The organism is Flagellimonas sp. L-11 (assembly GCF_056857735.1).
The window spans coordinates 1-21,127 of the sequence record NZ_JBSXNR010000022.1; the positions used below are offsets into that span (position 1 = coordinate 1).

Genomic DNA, 21,127 nt, shown 5'->3' on the forward strand with positions numbered 1-21,127 from the left:
CAACGATATAACCTTCGGAACCGACGGGGCACTGTTCCTCCAACAAGTGGCTGACAGCGTGGCCTTCGACACCTCTGTTTCAGGCTTCTCACAGACTACCGTACAGGGGGCCATCGACTCCCTGGCCACAAGCAATGCCGCAGACCTGGACATAGATCCCGAAAACGAGCTCCAAGACGTAACAGAAGGAGAAGGAATTACAGTTACCCCTTCAGCTACAGGTCAAGATTTTGAAGTTGCCGTTACCAATCCTATTGTTGCCTTGGGTAAAATAAATAGTGATGGTTCAAATGATGCAGGAAAACTAATTGGTGCATCAATAAACTATGATGCATTGTCACCAGGAGAATATGAGGTTGTTTTTGACACCCCAAGAGACTCCGGAGATAACAATTATATTGTTCAACTCACTCTTTTAGAAGCAATCCCAGGAGCGACCGTTCAAGTTTCAAACCCTACAATTAACGGGTTTGACGTCCTCATATATGCTCCTGCCACAAGCTCAAATCCATTGTTAACCAGCACACCAAATCCGACTATACCCGAATCTCATACCCATACGGTAAATATCAATGAGACTAATTACTTACCTACCGATGCAGACTGGTATTTTACTGTAACTAATTTGTAATCCTTGAAACCCCTCCTCCACATAGCATTCTTATTATCGGTCAGCTTTGGGGTGGCCCAAAGCGGGTTGTACAACAGTGGCAACTTTAGCGTGCACAACAATGCCAACATTGGGCTGCACACCGATTTTATAAACGATGCCAACTTTGATCAAACCAATGGGCTGGTCGGTTTTTATGGCAACCGTGCCATCATTGTTTCCGGAAGCATTCCCCCGACCCTTTGGGACACGGAGATTATGATGGACAGTAACGTGTTTTTACAAAATCCCGTCATGGTTCGGAACAACGTCAATTTTATTGATGGCAATTTCCTGACCCCGACCAACATACCTGCGGTAAACCTCAGTTTTATGGACCAAGGTTTTTTCACCGGAGAAAGCGACGCATCCAAAGTAACGGGCTTTGCCGCCATTAACAATCGCGATGTATTTTCGTTCCCCGTGGGCGACCCGGAGCAACTCAGACCTTTAACATTAAACTCACAAAGCGCCACACCTTTGGCCGTATGCGCCTATTTTTTTGAGGACCCCTCCGCTCCTTCCTCTATTTTGGAAAGTTTTGACACCGAAGAAAAAGTACAGGACATCGGAACTGTTACCGATCGCGAATTTTGGGTCTTACAAAGCGATGTGCCCGCACAAGTGACCATTTCATGGAACACGAGGAGTGCTTTGGGCACCATTCCCAATGCCACTTTGGAATCCATTATTGTGGTGGGATGGAGCAAATCGTCCAACCAATGGGTAATCATCGGCAACGCTGCCATTAGTGGCGACCTTACACAGGGTTTTGTTACTTCCGAAACCTTTGTGCCCAGCAATTATGCGGCCATTACCTTTGGTACCATTCCCCTGCCCACGGATACCTTTGCCGTGGAAAACCCCACCTTGGGTAACTACTTTTTGAGTCCAAATGGCGATGGCACCAACGATTTTTTGGTGATTGACGGCATGGAGGAATCACCGAACAACAGTTTGCGCATTTTTAACCGATACGGACAAAAAGTTTTTGAGAAAGTAAACTACACCAACGATTTTTACGGCCTTGCCAACACGGGAACCTTAATCACCAACCAAGCTTCAGGTCTGCCCGAAGGTGTTTATTTTTACCTGGTCACCTTGGATGATCTGGAACTGGAGTATTCCGGTTTCCTTTTCTTGGACCGATAGCAGTCACCTTATTTCATTTCTACTTGAATACAAAAACTCACTTATTTGGATTCCCATTTTCATGGGAATGACGACTTCAAACCCCTACAATGACATCGGGGAATGCTTTTTCAATTAAAAATACTTCTTAACTTGGTGAAAAATCTGAAAAAAAGTGGTGTGACCAAGAGTTTCCATTCTAAGGTTGCCATTCTGAATGTATCGTAGCGAAATGAAGAATCTTTTTGATTCCCGTGAGATTCCTCACTTTGTTCGGAATGACACAGACAAAATATCAGTCTGGTTACAATCCATAAAAAAGAAAATCAATGAAAAGAAGGACTTTTATTAAAACTGCTTCTGCATCAGGCCTGGCCTGTACCATCCCTCCCATTTTACCCGATTTTTATGGCCCGGATTACTCCACGGCCGAGCTTATGGGCAAAGCGGATATTGAACTCTTTGGCGAGGGCATCAATTTAAAGGAAGAGGCATACAAGTCCTTTTTGAAAATGAAAAAAGCGGCCTATTCCGATGGTTTTGACATTAAAATAGTATCCAGTTTCAGGGATTTTTACCATCAAGAGCGCATTTGGGAGCGCAAATATCTAAGCTATACCGAAGAAGGTATGGCCCCTTTGGAGGCTATTGACAAGATTATTGAATATTCCACCATTCCGGGAACGAGCAGGCACCATTGGGGCACCGACATCGATATTATCGATGGGTTCCCCAAAGTATCGGGCGATGTGCTGGATTCCGAAAAATTTGAGGCGGGCGGCCCTTTTGAAGGACTCAAGCTTTGGCTGGACGAAAACTCGACAAAATACGGCTTCTATCTTGTCTACACCAACAATCCAAGAAGAAGGGGGTTTAAGTACGAGCCCTGGCATTACAGTTATGCGCCCATATCCATTCCCATGCTAACGGCCTACCGTAAGCTCAACATTTTAAAGTTGATGCAACAAGAAAGGTTTCTGGGCAAAGAACATTTTACCGCTGGTTTTATAAGAACCTACGTTCAGGACAATATCTTGGACATAAACCCTGTACTGCTATAACGGTTTTTTTGTATCTTCAACTTACCAGTACACTAGCCCATGAGAATCGGAAGAGGAAGTTGGAGGATACGCATCCTGATCGGTTTGGCCATTGTTGCTTTTGCCTTTATTCGCAGGTGCAGCAACCAAGAAGAAAATCCCTATACCGGCAGGACCCAGAACATAGACATGACCACGGAACAGGAGATTGCCATTGGGCTGCAAGCTGCCCCGGAAATGGCGCAGCAACACGGGGGGCTCTATCCGGACGAGCGTATGCAGGCTTTGGTGGACGCCGTGGGTACCAAACTGGTGCAAAATAGTGTGGCCAAGGAAACCCCTTATCAATACGAATTTCATCTTTTGGCGGACGACCGCACCATCAATGCCTTTGCGCTGCCCGGCGGACAGATTTTTATCACTTATGCCCTGTTCTCCCAACTGAGCGAACCACAACTTGCCGGTGTCTTGGGCCATGAAATCGGCCATGTGATCGGCAGGCATTCTGCCGAACGTATAGCCGAAAGCAATTTTTGGCAAACCTTGGCCACGGGCGCCTCGGTCGGTGGCGATATGGGCGGTTTGGTTGCGGGCATCGGTCAAAACACCCTTTTAACCAATGGCAGGGGCGACGAATTGGAGAGTGATGAACTCGGCGTATTATTTATGATAGCGTCCGGGTACGACCCCAATGAGATGATAGCGGTCATGAAAGTATTGAAAGCGGCCGCAGGACCCAACAGGGTTCCCGAGTTCCAAAGTACCCACCCCGACCCCGAAAACCGTATTGAAAAGATAAAGGAAGCCATCGAAAAATATTCAGGTCGATAGAATTGGTGGTTTATCGATAAAAAAAGGAGATTGGCTTAATTTCCGTACCTTTGGGCAAACGGCCCAAATCCTACTAAGTTTCTCTTAATCTTTTTGTTATGCAATAAAAAGAGAGAACATATGGGAACACTATTACATTTTAAAGACCTCTATTTAGAGGCATTTGACGATTGCAAACCTAGCTTTGTAGTGCTCTTTTTAAAAGGGTATTCTATATTTTGCGGGGTCATGCTTGTTATGGCCCTATATGCATTTTTGTACCGGGCTTTTACCGGGTTTGAATTTTAAGTCAAGAGGGCCACACTCTTTTGCAAGAACACTAATATGAAATGAAAAAGGGCCCATCCATTGGATGCGCCCTTTTTCATTGGAATGAACTCCCTTTCTATTTTTTCATAGCAGCTTCCAACACGGCCTGTGCTTCGGTGGCGTTGGACAATTTGGCATATTTCATGGCGGTCATACCCCCGTCGCAACGTTTTTTAAGGTCTGCCCCATGATCAATAAGTACTTGTAATACTTCGACCTTGTTGTAACGGGCCGCGTAATGGATAGGTGCCTTGCCCAAGGATTTTTGGTTGACGTCCTCTCCAAGTTCAATGAATTTTTTAACCGTCTCTACATCGCCCTGCATTACAGCCTTGCAAAAACTGCTGAGCTCATCCGGGCTTACCATTTCAATGGAAGTTCCAAAATCGTTTGTTTTGAGTTCGTTGGCAGAAACGCCGCTTAGGGCCAACAGACATAGTGAGGCCACTGAAAAGATTGTTTTTTTCATGATGAATTGTTTTTGATTAATGAATTTACTTCTCATAAAAATAGACTTATCAAAACATGTGATGTTACACGATTAACAGTTAAATAACGAAACTTTAACAATTCTTCATTTTTAACATAAGATTATTAACAAGTTCATAATTAGAATTTTAACAAAAAACTAGGGCATCCAACCAGATCACTTTATTTTTGTGGTACAATATTTCACTATGAACAAAAAGGTTATTCTCATGATTTTGGATGGTTGGGGAAAATCCCCAGATCCAAAGGTTTCGGCAATTGAAAAGGCCAACACTCCATTTATCGATTCACTATACACAAAATACCCCGATGCCGATCTGCACACCGACGGAATGAACGTTGGATTGCCCGAGGGACAGATGGGAAACAGTGAGGTAGGGCACATGAACCTTGGCGCGGGAAGAATCGTGTACCAGGATCTGGCCAAGATCAACAAAGCCGTAAAAGAAGACACCTTAAAAAAAGAAAAAGTACTCCAAGATGCTTTTGAATATGCCAAGGCAAACCATAAACCGGTCCACTTTTTAGGCTTGGTGAGCGATGGTGGGGTGCATAGCCACATCGACCACTTAAAGGCCTTGATCAAGGCCGCCGACGAAAGCGGCGTGGAAAACGCTTTTGTACACGCTTTTACCGATGGTCGGGATGTAGACCCAAAAAGTGGTAAAGGCTTTTTGGTGGATCTTGATAATTACTGCTCCGACAAAAAGACCAAATTGGCCACAGTTATTGGCAGGTATTACGCCATGGACCGTGACAAAAGATGGGAGCGTGTAAAAATGGCCTATGATGTTGTCGTAAATGCAGCAGGAGAAAAAATACAGCATATTGGTGAGGCCATGCAAAAAAGTTATGATGACGGTGTTACGGATGAATTCATCAAACCCTTGGTTTTAACCGATGCTAATAATGAGCCCCTTGCCAAAATCCAAGATGGGGATGTTATTGTTTTCTTCAATTTTAGAACAGATCGTGGCCGTGAGCTGACCCAAGCCTTGAGCCAGCAGGATTTCCATGAGCAGAACATGCACAAAATGGATTTGTACTATGTTACCATGACGAATTATGATGATTCTTTCAAAGGAATCAAAATCATATTCAACAAAGAGAACATAAAAGATACCTTGGGCGAGACCCTTGCCAAAAATGGTAAGAAGCAAATCCGCATCGCCGAAACCGAAAAGTATCCGCACGTTACCTTTTTCTTCAATGGGGGCCGCGAAGAACCTTTTGAGGGCGAACAGCGTATTCTTTGCCCGTCACCCAAAGTGGCCACCTACGACCTTCAACCCGAAATGAGCGCTTACGACATTCGCGATGCCATTATCCCTGAATTAAAGAAAGGGGAAGCGGACTTTGTATGCCTCAATTTTGCCAATCCCGATATGGTCGGGCACACCGGGGTTATGGAGGCTGCCATAAAAGCCTGTGAAACCGTCGACCAATGCGCCAAAGATGTTATAACCGCTGGACTGGAAAACGGCTATTCCACCATAGTGATTGCAGACCATGGAAACTGCGACACCATGATCAACCCAGATGGTAGCCCCAACACGGCGCATACCACCAACCCGGTTCCGCTTATTTTGGTGGACAACGACATAAAAGAAGTAAAAAGCGGCGTTTTGGGCGATATCGCTCCTACCATTCTTAAATTATTGGGCGTTCCGCAACCCGAATTAATGACGCAAAAACCATTGGTGTAGACAAACATTCCTTAAAATCCCCAGAATCAATTTATCTTTGCGGCTATGATTCATGTAAAAACAGCTGAAGAAATTGAGTTGATGCGCGAGAGCGCTTTGGTGGTATCCAAAACTTTGGGCCTCTTGGCCAAGGAAATAAAGCCCGGGGCCAGTCCATTGAAATTGGATAAAATGGCCGAAGAATTTATTCGGGAACAGGGAGCCGTCCCCGGTTTTTTGGGGATGTACGATTTTCCGAACACCTTAAATTGGAGTCCAAATGCCCAAGTGGTACATGGCATACCAGGCAGTGAACCCTTAAAGGAGGGCGACATTGTTTCGGTGGATTGTGGAGCCGTTAAAAATGGTTTCCACGGAGACCATGCCTATACTTTTGAAGTGGGTGAAGTTGCTGAAGAAACCAAAAAACTACTCAAGGTTACCAAAGAATCGCTTTACATAGGCATAAGGGAGTTTAAACTGGGTAATCGCGTAGGCGATGTAGGCTATGCCATTCAAAAATATACAGAAGACCATGGGTATGGCGTGGTACGCGAATTGGTAGGCCACGGTCTGGGCCGAGAGCTCCACGAGGATCCACAAATGCCCAACTACGGCAAAAGAGGCCGTGGCAAAAAGTTTGTAAACGGTATGGTTGTCGCCATAGAGCCCATGATCAACATGGGCACAAAACGCATAAAACAATTAAAGGATGGTTGGACCATACTTACTGCCGATGGCAAACCAAGTGCACACTTTGAACACGATGTAGCCCTTGTGGAGGGTAAACCTGAACTACTATCCACCTACCAATATATTTATGATGCCCTGGGGATTACCAGCGACGAAGAGGATGAGTTCCGTAGTAAGAAATTGGTGCTTTAAAATAAGTTCTGATGTAAATTCGTCAATTCGGGTGATTTTTGGGAGTGAAACGTTCAAAAATTTTATCGGGAATTTGAAAAGCGGCACTCAATCCACAGTTCTCGATACTTTTTCCTGAAGGAAAAAACCCGAACTGACCTATTGTTTGACTCAATAGGCAGTCTAGGTTCACAACAGGCATTAATCATTTTATCCGTGTCAAAAATATTTAAATACTTCCTTAATCTAATTCCCAGACCCTTACTTATCCGATTAAGCTATTGGGTACGCCCGTTGATTGCCTTTTCCCTAAAGGGAAGCGCATATACCGACCCGATTGACGGTAAATCATTCAGGAAATTTTTGCCTTATGGTTATGAGGTCCCGAGGGAAAATGTACTCTCCCCCTCTACCCTTTCGTTGGAAAGGCATCGATTACTGTGGCTGTACCTGAAAAACGAAACGGATTTCTTCACTAAACCGTTAAAGTTGCTTCACTTTGCCCCGGAGCAAGCCTTTTACAAACGCTTTAAAAAGTTGAATAATTTGGAATACACCACAACGGACCTCAATTCACCTTTGGCTGATGTAAAGGCTGATATCTGCAACTTGCCTTTTGATGACAATACCTTCGACGTGATTTTATGCAACCACGTCTTGGAACATATTCCCGATCACACCAAGGCCATGCAAGAACTCTATCGCATCATGAAACCTGGAGGATGGGGCATATTTCAAATTCCACAGGACTTGAATCGGGAAAAAACCTTTGAGGATGATTCCATTACCGATAAAAAAGAAAGAGCACGCATTTTTGGGCAGTATGATCATGTCCGGATATACGGACGGGATTATTTTGACAAGCTTCGCAGTATTGGATTTGTGGTTGAAGAGGTGGATTACACCAAAAAAATCCCAAAGGAAACGGTTGAAAAGTACAGATTGGCGAAAGGTGAAATTATTCCAGTGGTCAGGAAATGATCAATTCTTGATCAAAGCCCCAAAACCCGGCGTAAAAAACTCCTGTGTCTGCCCATTTTCATCCAAATAGATGATGTAGGCTTCCAACTCCCCATGATTTTCAAGCACTTGTTTGGAATCTTCCAGATCCATCACCATAAAGGTTGTTGCAAACGCATCGGCTACAGCACAGGTCTTTGCCACAACACTTGTGGCCAGCACATTGGAATTTTTGGTGTATCCTGTTTTAGGGTCTATGGTATGCACATATTTTTCCCCTGTTTCAGGGTCTACCCTAAATTTTCGGTAATTGCCAGATGAGGCCATCGCTACATCTTTCAAGGAAACTATCTGTTTTAGCTGACGACCGGTTTCCGCCTGCGGATCATCTATACCAACGGACCATTGTTTCCCCGAATCAAGGTTGGTTCCCTTGGCGAGAACCTCCCCACCAACTTCCACCAAATAGTTTTTGATGCCCTTTTCATCCAGCATGGCCCCCAATCGGTCTATGGCATACCCTTTGGCCACGGCATTAAAATCAAAACGGATGGACGGATGGGCCTTTGTAATGGTATTATCTGCGTTCAATTGTACCTTTTCCCATCCTACGTAACCCAATAAGCTATCCACACGAAGGCTATCGAGCTCCAACTGCTCGCCCGGGCCAAATCCCCAAGCATTGGCCAAAACACCCACAGTGGGGTCAAAATAGCCATTTGAAGCTTTGTGAACCTTACTTGAAACTTCAAATACCTCTTTGAACATATCATCCACGACAATAGTGGAGTCACCCGCATTGATCTTGGAAATATCGGATGAGGGAATATAAGTGGACATGGATTGGTTCAGCACTTGAAAAACAGAGTCTATCTCCTGTTGATAGTCCAACTCCCCATCAGCAATGTAAATGATGGAATAGGTGGTCCCCAATGCATTGCCCCAATTCTGGTTTTTGACGTGTTCCTTTGGCGTACAGTTTAAAAAAAGTACGACCAATCCTAAAAACAATACTTTATACTTCATTTATATTTCAATTAAACCTTGATAGTCCACCACATATTCTTCATCCAAATACAACGGTTCGGTCCTGTCCGCGGCATTGGAGAGTCCGACACCTGCAAAATAGGTTCTGGCCTCGAATTTCTCCGCGTGATTCTTTACGGTACGCATCAATTCTTCATCGTACTCCCTTGGGTTTAGGGGGAATTCCACATTCCTAACCACTATAAAATGCAACACCTTTTCCTTTAGGCACACATACTGCGGGTTTTTCTTGAGCTTACTGTTAATGGCCATAAATTCAAAACCATCGGCCTCAAGCTCGCGCCCCACAATGTTCATGGCCAAGTTGTGCAGTTCCTGTTCTGTTAATTCTCTTCCCATAGCTAACAAAAAAACCGATGCATGAGCATCGGTTTGGTTTTATTCCTACCTCTCGACAATGCTCGAGGTGATAATCAATTTCTGGTTCTATCCTCCAAAGTCGTCGAACCTGATATTCTCATCTGGAATACCAAAATCCTCTCCCATTTTCTGTACGGCTTTGTTCATCAAAGGTGGTCCACAGAAATATAGTTCTATATCCTCTGGCGTTTCATGATGGTTCAAATAGTTATCGATAACACAGTTGTGAATAAACCCAACAAAACCATCCCCTTCTTCATCATTGATGTCTTTCTTCACCTTCCAATTGTCCTCTTCCAGCGGTTCTGAAAGTGCCATGTAAAACTTAAAGTTGGGGAATTCTTTTTCCAATTGCTTGAAATGGTCAATGTAGAACAACTCCCTTTTGGAACGTCCTCCATACCAATAGGTCACTTTTCTATTGGTTTTCAAAGTTCTGAACAAGTGGTACAAGTGCGAACGCATTGGAGCCATTCCGGCACCACCTCCTACGTATAGCATTTCGGCATCGGATTCATTGATGAAGAACTCACCAAATGGACCTGAAATGGTCACGGGGTCGCCTTTTTTCAAACTGAAAATATAAGAAGAGGCAATACCTGGATTTACGTCCATCCATCCGTTCTTGGAACGGTCCCATGGTGGGGTGGCAATACGGACGTTCAACATAATCTCCCTTCCTTCTGCAGGGTAAGAAGCCATGGAATATGCCCTTTCCTCGGTTTCGGGATTTTTCATGACCAATGGCCATAGGTTGAATTTATCCCACTCCGCTTGAAATTTGTCCGGAGTTTCGTGCTCCTCTGGGTGGGCTGTAATATCGATATCGGAATATTTCACCTCACATGGTGGAATTTCAATCTGGATGTATCCGCCTGCTTTGTAATTCATTTCCTCCGGAATCTCAACAACAAACTCCTTGATAAAGGAGGCCACGTTATAGTTACGCACCACTTTGGCATTCCATTTTTTAATACCGAACACCTCTTCGGGGATGGTAATTTCCATATTCTGCTTTACCTTGACCTGACAGGCCAAACGAGCGCCCTCGCTCAACTCCTTTTTGGAAAAGTGCGGGGTTTCGGTAGGCAATGCTTCGCCCCCACCTGAAAGTACATGGCATTCGCACTGAATACAGGTTCCTCCTCCACCACAAGCGGATGGGAGGAATATTTTTTGGTTACCCAGGGTGGACAACAGGGAGCCTCCCGAGCCTACCTCCAACTCTTTTTCACCATTAATGGTAATCGTTACAGGACCGGATGGGGATAGTTTCTCCTTAGTGAACAGCAATAGCGCCACTAAGACTAACAACAAAACAAGAAATGCTACTACGGTAATTAGAATAGTACCCCCGGTACTTGCGGCTAATATCATCTTCTATCTGTTTATGGCTTCGTTATAAGAGACTGCTTCTTCCTTATCCTCAATCTCTTTTTTAATTTCTTTTTCTTCTTGGACTTCTTGGGCCTCAACGGTTGTGCTTTGGGTTTCCTCTGGTGGTTCGTTGTCTCCTGTGAGCATGCCTCCAAAGCTTTGGAACCCGATTCCCATTAAGCCTGTGATTATAAAAGTGATTCCCAAACCTCGCAGTGGCGCGGGCACGTTGGAATATCTGATCTTTTCGCGAATGGCCGCAATGGTCAAAATAGCCAAGAACCATCCAATCCCCGAGCTTACCCCATAATTCAAGGCCAACCCAATATTAGGGATATCCCTTGTCTGCATAAACAAGGAACCCCCCAAGATGGCACAGTTCACCGCAATCAAAGGCAAGAAAATACCCAAGGAGTTGTACAGTGATGGCGAAAATTTCTCTACCACGATCTCCACCAACTGCACCATTGTGGCAATGGTTGCAATAAATAGAATGAACGATAGGAAACTAAGGTCGTAATCGGCGTATTCCGGGCCCAACCAAACCAAGGCTCCATCTTGCAGCAAATATTTATCCAACAACCAGTTTAAGGGCACGGTAACGCCCAACACGAATATTACGGCAGCTCCCAATCCTACAGCTGTAGAAACCTTTTTGGATACGGCCAAGTAGGAACACATTCCCAAAAAGACCGCAAACACCATATTGTCTACGAAGATTGATCTAAAAAATAGTTCTAAATGCTCTAACATGCTTCCTTAGTTTATGCTTCTTCAATTAATGCTCTATTTCTGGAGCGTTGCACCCAAATAATGATTCCCACAACAATCAATGCCGCAGGTGGTATGATCATAAATCCATTGTTTTCGTAACCGATGGAGTACAATCCAGTTTTTGCGATGGGATCCCCCAATACTTTGAACCCGAAAAGTGTTCCAGAACCAAGGAGTTCCCTAAAGAACCCTACTATGACCAGAATGACCCCATATCCTAGAGCGTTCCCTATTCCATCAAGAAAAGCTCTGCGGGGACCGTTTCCTAATGCAAAAGCCTCAAAACGTCCCATAATGATACAGTTGGTGATAATAAGGCCGATAAATACCGATAGGGTCTTACTTAGGTCGTAGGCAAAAGCCTTTAATACTTGATCCACAATAATAACCAAGGCGGCAACCACGACCAACTGTACAATGATCCTGATTTTTGATGGGATAATATTTCGTATGAGCGAAATTACCACGTTACCCACTCCCATTACAAACAATACGGATATTGCCATTACCACCGAAGCTTTTAGCTCCGCGGTAATTGCCAAGGCGGAACAGATACCCAATACTTGAATGGTGATAGGGTTGTTATCCGCTAACGGGTCTTTTATCAGATTTGCATCTTTTTTTGATAGTAGCGCCATATTAATTGGATCTAATGGTTTGTAAATAGGGTTTGTAAAGCTTCAGGCTCTCTTTGATCATTGCGGTTACCCCATTACCGGTAATGGTAGCACCTGCCAAAGCATCTACTGCGTTATCTTCTTTATTGTTGTTCAATGGATCGTTGTTCCCTTTTGCTACATTAACACCTGCATAGGTATTGCCGTCCATAACGGATTCCCCCTTGAAGTCGTCCATAAAAAAACGTTGGTTAATATTGGAACCCAGTCCAGGGGTTTCTCCCTTATGATCAAAAAAGACGCCTTTTATTTCCATGTTCTCATCCAAGGAAATATATCCCCAGATCGCATCCCAAAGTCCTTTACCGTACATGGGGATGATATAGAATTTTTCCCCGTCCTTTTCACCGATCAACAAGGGAAGTTCTGCGTCCTCCCCATTCTTGGCTTTTGCTATTTCTTTCTGTACATCGATTAGGTAAGCATTCTCTTTTTCCACTGCTTCGGAACCTTTCAATACCAACTGGGAAGTTATGAATTTGGAAAATTGCTCTTCAACTGTAGTCGTTGGTACAAAGGAAACATCTCCATCGCCCTCATTTTGATCGACCCCCATGGCATAAAGGATGTTTTGTTGCTTTTCGAAGCGTTCGTTCTCATCAATCCTTGGTTTAAGGCCAGATGCAACAAAAGCCAGTAGCGATCCCACAACAACAACCATTAAGACCGCAAAGATTACAGTGTAGCTATTTTTTTCTGTATTGATTGCCATAATTAAGCTGTTTCCGTTTTTAATGAATCAACCTCATCCGATGTTTTTGGATATATGGTCGCTGTATTAAATCGTTTCAATCTCTTTCTAATGTTGCCCCTTACCACGTAGTGGTCAATGGTAGGTGCGAATACGTTCATCAACAAGATGGCCAAGAACACACCTTCTGGATATCCTGGGTTGAACACCCGGATCATTACGGACAGGAACCCGATAAAGAATCCGTAGTACCATTTTCCTTTATTGGTCTGAGCACCTGTAACAGGGTCCGTGGCCATAAATACAATACCGAAGGCCAAACCTCCCACCAACAAATGTTGCCAGTAAGGGAAACTCATCAAGGCATAGAACTTACTGTACTCGGGCAACCAACCGGCATCTACAATGCCATTGAATATAAGCCCCATAACCAGAGCACCTACAACGGAACTTACCATAATTCTCCACGAGGCAATTTTTGAGAAAACCAAGAAAAGCCCCCCCAATATGATCAACAGGGTCGATGTTTCCCCAACGGAGCCGGGGATAAATCCGTAGAACATATCGGCCAGTGAATAACTATAGTCCGACCCTTGGGCCAATGAGCCAAGGATGGTTTCCCCTGAAATGGCATCTGCGGTTCCAGCTCTTTCCACAGCTTCGTGGACCCATACTTTATCCCCGCTCATCCATGTTGGATAGGCGAAGAACAAGAATGCGCGTATGGTCAGGGCAGGGTTCAATATATTCATTCCGGTACCACCGAAAACTTCTTTACCGATAACGACACCAAAGGCCACGGCGATGGTCAACATCCAAAGTGGGGTGTCAACGGGCACGATCAATGGAACCAACATACCTGTCACCAAATAACCCTCTTCCACTTCATGGCCCTTGATTACAGCGAACAAAAATTCGATGGCCAAACCAACACCGTAGGATACGATCACCAAAGGTAAAATGGTGGTGATCCCCACCAAAAAGTTATCCCATGTCAAAAAGTGTTCAAACAGATCAAAGCTCTCAGGAAAACCATTGATGGCGGAGTAATGTTGATACCCTGCATTGAACATTCCAAACAGCAAACAAGGCACCAAGGCCATGATCACCGTGTTCATGGTACGTTTTAAATCATCCGCGGCTCGAACATGCGACCCGGAATGGGTTGTTTCGTTCGGTGTATAGAGAAAAGTATGCAGTGCATTAAAGGCAGGGGCCATTTTTTTGCCCTGATACTTAAGTTTTAACTGATGTAATTTTTCTTTCATGCCCATATTATCCAAGTTCTTTTTGCAACAAATCCAATCCTTCCCTGATTATTTGTTGGTGCGGTTGTTTTGATATGCATATGAATTCCGTCAAGGAGAAATCCTCGGGAGCCACTTCGTAGAGTCCCAATTGCTCCATTTCATCCAAATCCTTTACCATACAGGCCTTCAAAAGTTGAAGTGGGTATATGTCCAGAGGAAAAACCTCTTCGTACCTGCCCGTTACCACAAAAGCCCTGTGCTCTCCATTGGTATTGGTGTCCAAATCATATTTTTTGTTGGGCTGTAGCCAAGAAAAGGTCAATGCCCTTGTAGACGAAATTTTATTGAACACTGGCTTGTTCCACCCAAAAAATTCGTAATCGTCCCCTTCTGGAATGGCGGTAACCGTATTATTGTAAAAACCAAGATGTCCCTCAGTACTGGTTTTAGTACCTGTAAGCACATCCCCGTTTATCAACCTAAACCTATCTTCCTTTACACCACTTGCATATAAAAAAGTGGATATTTCGGCTCCGATTTTGGTCTTATAGTATTTTGGCTCCTTGATAACAGACCCTGCCAATGCCACAATGCGCTCCGCATTGAACTTACCTGTCAACAACAGCTCACCCAACATCACAAGGTCCTGTGGGGACAACGTCCAGACCACTTCACCTTTGTTCACGGGGTCAATCTTATTGATTTGCGTACCCACCAAGCCCGCTGGATGGGGGCCGGAGATTTTGTGCAGTTCTATTCCTTTAATATCATTGAAAGGCGATCTGCTCGATTTACCGACAGACACATGGATTTTACCCGGTGTAAGCTTGCTAAGACCCATTATCGCTGCTTGAATCTCCTGTTCCTTGTCCTTTAGGACAAAGTCTGGGTCCGCTGCCAATGGCGCCGTAGCGTATGCCGAAACAAATATCGCTTTTGGGGTTGCACTTGGGTCGGCAATTACATCATAAGGTCTTTGTTTAATGAACGGCCATCCTCCACACTGTAAAAGGTAGGATTTAATGGCCTCACCATCTGCCGTATCCAAATCCGGCACCTTATTTATAACATAATTTTGCTCTTTGTCAGCAAGAATCTTTAATGTCAAGATTCTTCTTCTTGCCCCCCTAACAATTTCCACAAGCTCTCCGCTTACCGGGGAAACAAAGTGCATGTCTTCGTTGTTCTTGTTATAAAAGAGGGGTTCGCCCGCTTTTATATCTTCCCCTTGTTTTATCAACATTTTTGGAGTGATTCCGTGGAAATCATCTAGGTTTAGGGCGTATACGTTACTGGTAACAGCTTTGGAAATAGTCTGCTCTGCCGCCCCGACGAGGTTGATGTTCAACCCCTTTCTAATCCGGATGTCTTTAGACATATTGTTGTAGACCTTTTGTTATCAAAATCGGACGCAAATTTAGCACTAAAAGGATTGTTTTCATAATAATTAACCATAAAATTGGGTTTATGCCGAGCTTAATTCCCCAGGCATACTTTTTGTTTACCTTTACCCTAAAATTATGCCCTTGATGCGTTTTACCTTCATATTGTCTCTTTTAGGTTTGATTACCACTCCGGCTTTTGGACAGGTTATGGAAGAGGTAAATCCACCGGAAAACATAAAATCAGTGGTTTTTAAAGGTCCTACCGAAGATCAATTTCCTGTGATACGGCTCGGGGAATCAATGACTTTGGAGTTCGATGACCTCACCGCCAACGAACAGGATTACTATTATAGGATTGTCCATTGCGATTACGATTGGACCCCTTCCCAGTTACTAAAATCCCAATACATATCCGGGGCGGACAACCAACGGATTATTGACTACGAAAACAGCTATACCACCCTGCAGCCCTATTCCAATTACCGGCTCACCATCCCCAACAACAATGTTAAATTAACCGTGAGCGGCAATTTTGTTCTGGAGATCTACAACAGTTATGGCGATCTCCAATTCTCTAGAAGGTTTGTGGTATATCGGGATGCCGTTTCCGTTGCAGGCGCAGTAAAAAGGTCCCGGGATTTCAACTTCATCAATACAAAGCAGGTGGTACAGTTTACTATCAACACAGCTTCCTTTAACGTGGTCAACCCAAAAAAGGAGGTAAAAGTAGCCATCATACAAAACCATCATTGGCCCACGGCATTATACAACATTAAACCCCAATTCACTATCGGTACGGAGCTGGTTTACAAATACAACGAGGAAACCAGTTTTTTTGGCGGCAACGAATACCTAAACTTCGACACCAAGGATCTTCGCTCCCCCAACTTTGCCATATCCAATATTGAAATGAGGGATGTGTACCACCATTATTTGTTCACCAACGAATACCGGTACGACAAAGAATACACCTACTTTCCTGACATTAATGGCGATTTTGTTGTTAGGACGCTTCAAGGGGAGGATGTTTCCAGAGAGGCCGAATATTCCAAGGTCCATTTTAGCCTGCCCTACACCAACCAAATAGGCCTCGATAATGTTTATGTGATCGGAAAGTTCAACAATTATGCACTGGGCGATGGGAACAGGATGACGTTCAACGAATCAACCGGGAAGTTTGAAGCCACTTTGATGATGAAACAGGGCTTTTACAATTATAAGTATGTTGTACAAAGGGAAGATGGTACAATTGAACCCAACCTGGTGAGCGGCAACTTCCACTTTACGGAGAACAACTACTTGATCTTGGTTTATTACAGAGATTTTGGGGACATGTACGATAGTATAATAGGTATAGGGTCCGTAAACTCAAGGAATATCAGTAATTAATTATCTTTAGCCCTAAATCCTTAAAAAAGGTATGGCGAAAAAAGATGGTTTGATCACCAAAGGTCGCTACGAACTAAAGTTTAGGGGCGTAAAATGTCTTAACTGCGGGCACCCGCTCGACATAAGCGACAAGTACCGCCCTAATTGCTCACAGGCCAACAGTACCAAGAAATTAACCCTCAAAGACTTTATCGACGAGTTTTTCTCGGGCCTGATCAATTACGATTCCAGGCTAATAAAATCACTCTCGGCCCTTTTACTTAGACCCGGAAGGATTACAAAGGACTACGTAAATGGCAAAAGGATAACCTACACCAACCCTTTCCGGTTTTTGTTGAGTTTGGCCTTTATCTATTTTTTGATGTTCGCCTACAATTCCAATTTCACCAATCTGGATGAAGCAGCCAAAAATTTTGACGGCAACATTTATGATGGCTCCCCATTTAAATTCGATATGGACTCCGGAGATCTTGAAGTAGACAGCGTTGTCCTCGAAAAGCAATCCAAAAAGGCACAAAGAGCCCTGGATTCCTTAAAAAAGGTAAATCCCGGGGTTTTGGTCGGTATGCAAAAATTTGATTCGATTAAAGCGGTAGACCCCGAACTTTCCCAGCAATTGAAATACTTGGATTCTTTGGGTGTTTTTGTGAACGGGGCACAACAAAAAGTAAAAAAGAAAGACTCCTTTATGGACGCCGACCCAACGGGCTACTTTAAAAATCTCGAAAAAGAATCGGGCATAGGTGGGTTTTCCAAAAAAGTAGAGTTTTTTAGGCATGTGATCAAAAAAGACACCCTTTTTAACTTTGAAGAAGCTGAAACCAGATACAACATAGGCAAAACCTGGACCAATAGAATGGCATTTAACTCCGCAAACAGTATTTTAAGGGCAATAAGGGAACCGGGGAGCTGGGTAAATAGAACCATATCCAAACTTCCTTTCGTCATATTTTTCTTTATGCCGGTGTTCACAGTCTTCATTTGGTTGGTTTACATCAGAAAAAATTATACCTACACCGATCATCTTATTTTTAGTTTCCACAATCAGTCCCTCTTGTTTATCTTGCTCATCCTTAGCCTCACATTGGATACCATATTCAATATAAACAGCTCAGGAATCTTTCTGTTGATTTTTGCCATATACCTGTATAAGGCCATGCGAAAATTCTATGGACAAGGAAGATTTAAAACCATTGTGAAATACATCTTTCTGAACACGGTATTTATGATTCTGGCCTTTTTTACGATCATAGTCACGTTTGCGGGAAGCGGTTTAACCTATTGACAGTTATGTTTACACAGGTAACAAAAGGAATTAAAATATCGGTACGCACTTCTTTCGAAGGAACCTTCTTTAAAAACTATAAGGTACATTATGCATTTGGGTACACCATAACCATAGAGAACCTTAGCAAGGACACCGTTCAGCTCACCGCCAGGCACTGGGATGTATTTGATGCCCTCAAGGACATGGAGACCATTGACGGAGAAGGTGTAATTGGCAGAAAACCCGTTATAAAACCGGGCAAATCGCACACCTACAGCTCAGGCTGTCTCTTGGCGTCACCCGTAGGGGCCATGCGCGGCCATTATCGTATGGTCAACTTTACCAATTCAGAAGAATTCGAGGTCGAGATCCCCACATTTAAGTTTGCAGCGCCCTTTGCCATAAACTAATTGGCGTCATTTTATTTTCGGTTTCTGTTTCATTACCTTTGATAGAATTGTACAACTCTAAAAAAACATTTCTATGGGAAAAGGATTTTTTCAAGTTCCAACTGCATACAACGAACCTGTACTGAGCTATGCTCCGGGTTCACCTGAACGAGAAGAAGTACTAAAACAATATAAAGCGTTTTATAATGACAATGTGGACATTCCACTTTACATTGGAAGCGAGGAAATAAAAACGGGCAATACCCGACCATTATCCCCTCCCCACGACCACAAACATGTAATTGGGCAATACCACCTTGCTGAGAAGGCACACGTGGAAAAGGCCATCGCCAATTGTTTGGAGGCCAGGGATGCTTGGGCCAATTTGACCTGGGAACAACGCTGTGCCATTTTTTTAAAGGCCGCCGAACTGATTGCCGGACCTTACCGCCAAAAAATGAACGCTGCCACCATGTTGGCCCAGTCCAAAAATATTTATCAGGCCGAGATCGATTCTGCCTGTGAGATCGTGGACTTTCTGCGCTTCAACGTAGAATATATGTCCCAGATATACAACGAACAACCGGAATCTTCCGAAGGAGTATGGAATCGCGTGGAATACCGTCCCTTGGAAGGCTTTGTATACGCCATAACCCCGTTCAACTTCACGGCCATTGCAGGGAATCTTCCCACCAGTGCCGCTATGATGGGCAACGTGGTGGTATGGAAACCTAGTGACAGCCAAATTTATTCCGCAAAAGTGATTGTTGATGTGCTCAAGGAAGCTGGACTGCCCGATGGGGTAATCAACGTAGTTTACGGAGACCCGGTCATGATTTCGGATACGGTGTTGGACAGCCCTGATTTTTCAGGAATCCATTTTACCGGTTCTACCCATGTTTTCAAGAATCTTTGGAAACAGATCGGAAACAATATCCACAAGTACAAAACTTACCCCAGGATCGTTGGCGAAACGGGCGGAAAGGATTTTATAATTGCCCACCCAACAGCAAAGCCCCAACAGGTGGCCACCGCCATCAGCAGGGGCGCTTTTGAGTTCCAAGGGCAAAAATGCAGTGCGGCCTCCAGAGTATATCTGCCCAAATCCACTGCCGATGAAATTTTGGAGTTGGTAAAAAAAGACATTGCCTCCTTTAATAAACCAGGTTCCCCAGAGGACATGGGTAATTTTATTACAGCTGTGATCCACGAGGGCTCTTTTGATAAATTGGCCAAATATATTGACAAGGCAAAAGCCGATAATGATGCTGAAATAATCGCAGGGGGTAATTATGATAAATCCGAAGGGTATTTTATAGAGCCCACGGTAATATTGACCACCAACCCACAGTACGAGACCATGTACACAGAACTTTTTGGTCCCGTGGTCACCATTTACGTTTATGAGGACAAGGATTGGAGCGAGACTTTGAAGTTAGTGGATGGAACATCGGAGTATGGCTTAACGGGAGCTGTACTGTCCGGAGACCGTTATTCCATTGACGAGGCCACGAAAGCTTTGCAGAATGCCGCAGGGAACTTTTACATTAACGACAAGCCCACCGGAGCCGTTGTGGGACAACAGCCTTTTGGCGGCGCAAGGGCATCGGGAACCAATGACAAGGCGGGGTCCATGCAGAACCTTCTAAGATGGGTTTCCCCTAGATTGATCAAGGAAACTTTTGTTACTCCCGAGGATTATAGATATCCATTTTTGGGATAAAACAAAAAACACCTATTTTAAAGGCCGTCATTACAACTTGACGGCTTTTTTGTTTAACCTAACTTATTATACCCATGCCCAGACCCTATATTTTGGCAGAAACCAACTGGAAACATTTAAAAGACGAATCTATTGACCTTGCTATATTGCCTTGGGGCGCTACCGAAGCACACAACTACCACCTCCCCTATGCAACCGATGTTATCGAGGGAACGTCCATTGCCGAAGCCTCCGCCAAGATTGCTTGGGAACAGGGCAGCAAAGTAATTGTGCTTCCTACGATTCCGTTTGGGGTAAATACGGGTCAACCGGATATTTACTTGGACATGAACCTGAATCCAAGCACGCAATTTGCCATTCTAAAAGATATTCTCACAGTTTTGAATCGTCAGGGCATAAAAAAATTTATGATCCTAAATAGTCATGGCGGCAACAATTGGAAAGCCATTATCAGGGAGTTGGGGCTACTTTTCCCCGATATGTTCCTTTGCGTTACCAATTGGTTCAACCTTGGAAATGAATCAGGGGTTTTTGACAAGCCCGGCGATCACGCCGGTGAGATGGAAACCAGCCTTATTCTTCACCTAACGCCAGAACTGGTATTGCCCAAAGAAGAATGGGGCGATGGAAAAGAATTCAAAAACAAGATTAAGGCCTTTTCCGAAGGATGGGCTTGGACAGAACGTCCTTGGTCAAAAATAAGCGAGGATACCGGTGTAGGCGACCCCAGCAAGGCCAGCAAGGAGAAAGGCGAGGTGTTCTTTAACCTTATCTGTGCCAAAATGGGACAACTTTTTGTTGATATTGCCGAAGCCGACACAAACGACCTTTACCAATAAA

General features: G+C 44.1%; 22 protein-coding genes. 13 read left to right on the forward strand and 9 right to left on the reverse strand.

Annotated features, from left to right (window positions below; genetic code table 11):
* The 5 genes from AC13CC_RS01545 to AC13CC_RS01565 all read left to right on the forward strand — a co-directional run.
* On the forward strand, positions 1 to 631 hold a 631-nt coding region (locus AC13CC_RS01545), incomplete at its 5' end, for a hypothetical protein (protein WP_482876530.1).
* Positions 632 to 634: 3 nt separating this feature from the next.
* Positions 635 to 1,801 (forward strand): T9SS type B sorting domain-containing protein, encoded by a 1,167-nt coding sequence (locus tag AC13CC_RS01550; RefSeq protein ID WP_482876532.1) that lies wholly within the window; start codon positions 635 to 637, stop codon positions 1,799 to 1,801.
* Positions 1,802 to 2,109: 308 nt separating this feature from the next.
* Positions 2,110 to 2,841, forward strand: coding sequence for a M15 family metallopeptidase (locus AC13CC_RS01555; RefSeq protein ID WP_482876533.1), 732 nt, complete (start codon positions 2,110 to 2,112; stop codon positions 2,839 to 2,841).
* A 39-nt stretch (positions 2,842 to 2,880) separates the two neighbouring features.
* The gene (locus tag AC13CC_RS01560; protein WP_482876534.1) at positions 2,881 to 3,651 is read left to right on the forward strand and encodes a M48 family metalloprotease; all 771 of its coding nucleotides are present in this window, start codon (positions 2,881 to 2,883) and stop codon (positions 3,649 to 3,651) included.
* A 120-nt stretch (positions 3,652 to 3,771) separates the two neighbouring features.
* A complete protein-coding gene (locus AC13CC_RS01565; protein WP_293167619.1) occupies positions 3,772 to 3,939 on the forward strand; it encodes a DUF6747 family protein in 168 nt (55 codons plus the stop codon).
* A gap of 97 nt (positions 3,940 to 4,036) precedes the next feature.
* On the opposite strand, the gene AC13CC_RS01570 is transcribed toward AC13CC_RS01565, so the two are convergent.
* Positions 4,037 to 4,429: an ankyrin repeat domain-containing protein gene (locus AC13CC_RS01570; RefSeq protein WP_482876535.1), complete on the reverse strand. Its 393-nt coding sequence runs from the start codon at positions 4,427 to 4,429 to the stop codon at positions 4,037 to 4,039.
* A gap of 208 nt (positions 4,430 to 4,637) precedes the next feature.
* On the opposite strand from AC13CC_RS01570, the gene gpmI reads away from it, so the two are divergent.
* The 3 genes from gpmI (at position 4,638) to AC13CC_RS01585 (ending at position 7,979) form a co-directional block, all read left to right on the forward strand.
* Positions 4,638 to 6,155, forward strand: a complete 1,518-nt coding sequence (gene gpmI / locus AC13CC_RS01575) for a 2,3-bisphosphoglycerate-independent phosphoglycerate mutase (protein WP_482876536.1) — start codon at positions 4,638 to 4,640, stop codon at positions 6,153 to 6,155.
* A gap of 45 nt (positions 6,156 to 6,200) precedes the next feature.
* A complete protein-coding gene (map, locus tag AC13CC_RS01580; RefSeq protein ID WP_326278245.1) occupies positions 6,201 to 7,019 on the forward strand; it encodes a type I methionyl aminopeptidase in 819 nt (272 codons plus the stop codon).
* A gap of 195 nt (positions 7,020 to 7,214) precedes the next feature.
* The gene (locus AC13CC_RS01585) at positions 7,215 to 7,979 is read left to right on the forward strand and encodes a class I SAM-dependent methyltransferase (protein ID WP_482876538.1); all 765 of its coding nucleotides are present in this window, start codon (positions 7,215 to 7,217) and stop codon (positions 7,977 to 7,979) included.
* Here AC13CC_RS01585 and AC13CC_RS01590 read toward each other — a convergent pair whose 3' ends face one another.
* From AC13CC_RS01590 to AC13CC_RS01625, 8 genes are all read right to left on the reverse strand, one after another.
* On the reverse strand, positions 7,980 to 8,984 hold the full coding sequence (locus AC13CC_RS01590) for an FAD:protein FMN transferase (protein ID WP_482876540.1): 1,005 nt from the start codon (positions 8,982 to 8,984) through the stop codon (positions 7,980 to 7,982).
* The gene (locus AC13CC_RS01595; RefSeq protein ID WP_482876542.1) at positions 8,985 to 9,344 is read right to left on the reverse strand and encodes a Na(+)-translocating NADH-quinone reductase subunit F; all 360 of its coding nucleotides are present in this window, start codon (positions 9,342 to 9,344) and stop codon (positions 8,985 to 8,987) included.
* 87 nt (positions 9,345 to 9,431) lie between these two features.
* Positions 9,432 to 10,742: an NADH:ubiquinone reductase (Na(+)-transporting) subunit F gene (nqrF, locus tag AC13CC_RS01600; protein ID WP_482876544.1), complete on the reverse strand. Its 1,311-nt coding sequence runs from the start codon at positions 10,740 to 10,742 to the stop codon at positions 9,432 to 9,434.
* A 3-nt stretch (positions 10,743 to 10,745) separates the two neighbouring features.
* Positions 10,746 to 11,495 (reverse strand): NADH:ubiquinone reductase (Na(+)-transporting) subunit E, encoded by a 750-nt coding sequence (gene nqrE, locus AC13CC_RS01605; protein ID WP_326278250.1) that lies wholly within the window; start codon positions 11,493 to 11,495, stop codon positions 10,746 to 10,748.
* Between the two features lie 11 nt (positions 11,496 to 11,506).
* Entirely contained in the window at positions 11,507 to 12,154 is a 648-nt protein-coding gene (locus tag AC13CC_RS01610; RefSeq protein ID WP_482876546.1) for an NADH:ubiquinone reductase (Na(+)-transporting) subunit D, read from the reverse strand.
* A 1-nt stretch (position 12,155) separates the two neighbouring features.
* The gene (locus tag AC13CC_RS01615) at positions 12,156 to 12,905 is read right to left on the reverse strand and encodes a Na(+)-translocating NADH-quinone reductase subunit C (protein WP_326278252.1); all 750 of its coding nucleotides are present in this window, start codon (positions 12,903 to 12,905) and stop codon (positions 12,156 to 12,158) included.
* A gap of 2 nt (positions 12,906 to 12,907) precedes the next feature.
* On the reverse strand, positions 12,908 to 14,158 hold the full coding sequence (locus tag AC13CC_RS01620) for an NADH:ubiquinone reductase (Na(+)-transporting) subunit B (RefSeq protein WP_482876548.1): 1,251 nt from the start codon (positions 14,156 to 14,158) through the stop codon (positions 12,908 to 12,910).
* A gap of 1 nt (position 14,159) precedes the next feature.
* Entirely contained in the window at positions 14,160 to 15,512 is a 1,353-nt protein-coding gene (locus tag AC13CC_RS01625; RefSeq protein WP_482876549.1) for a Na(+)-translocating NADH-quinone reductase subunit A, read from the reverse strand.
* A gap of 151 nt (positions 15,513 to 15,663) precedes the next feature.
* Here AC13CC_RS01625 and AC13CC_RS01630 point away from each other — a divergent pair, with 151 nt between their 5' ends.
* From AC13CC_RS01630 to AC13CC_RS01650, 5 genes are all read left to right on the forward strand, one after another.
* Positions 15,664 to 16,908: a type IX secretion system plug protein gene (locus AC13CC_RS01630; RefSeq protein WP_326278255.1), complete on the forward strand. Its 1,245-nt coding sequence runs from the start codon at positions 15,664 to 15,666 to the stop codon at positions 16,906 to 16,908.
* 31 nt (positions 16,909 to 16,939) lie between these two features.
* The gene (locus AC13CC_RS01635; protein WP_482876551.1) at positions 16,940 to 18,193 is read left to right on the forward strand and encodes a DUF3667 domain-containing protein; all 1,254 of its coding nucleotides are present in this window, start codon (positions 16,940 to 16,942) and stop codon (positions 18,191 to 18,193) included.
* 5 nt (positions 18,194 to 18,198) lie between these two features.
* The gene (gene apaG / locus AC13CC_RS01640) at positions 18,199 to 18,585 is read left to right on the forward strand and encodes a Co2+/Mg2+ efflux protein ApaG (protein WP_326278257.1); all 387 of its coding nucleotides are present in this window, start codon (positions 18,199 to 18,201) and stop codon (positions 18,583 to 18,585) included.
* A 73-nt stretch (positions 18,586 to 18,658) separates the two neighbouring features.
* Complete coding sequence (gene pruA / locus AC13CC_RS01645; protein ID WP_326278258.1) at positions 18,659 to 20,287, forward strand: L-glutamate gamma-semialdehyde dehydrogenase; 1,629 nt, start codon at positions 18,659 to 18,661, stop codon at positions 20,285 to 20,287.
* A 74-nt stretch (positions 20,288 to 20,361) separates the two neighbouring features.
* The gene (locus tag AC13CC_RS01650) at positions 20,362 to 21,126 is read left to right on the forward strand and encodes a creatininase family protein (protein ID WP_326278259.1); all 765 of its coding nucleotides are present in this window, start codon (positions 20,362 to 20,364) and stop codon (positions 21,124 to 21,126) included.
* The last annotated feature ends 1 nt before the right edge of the window (position 21,127 follow it).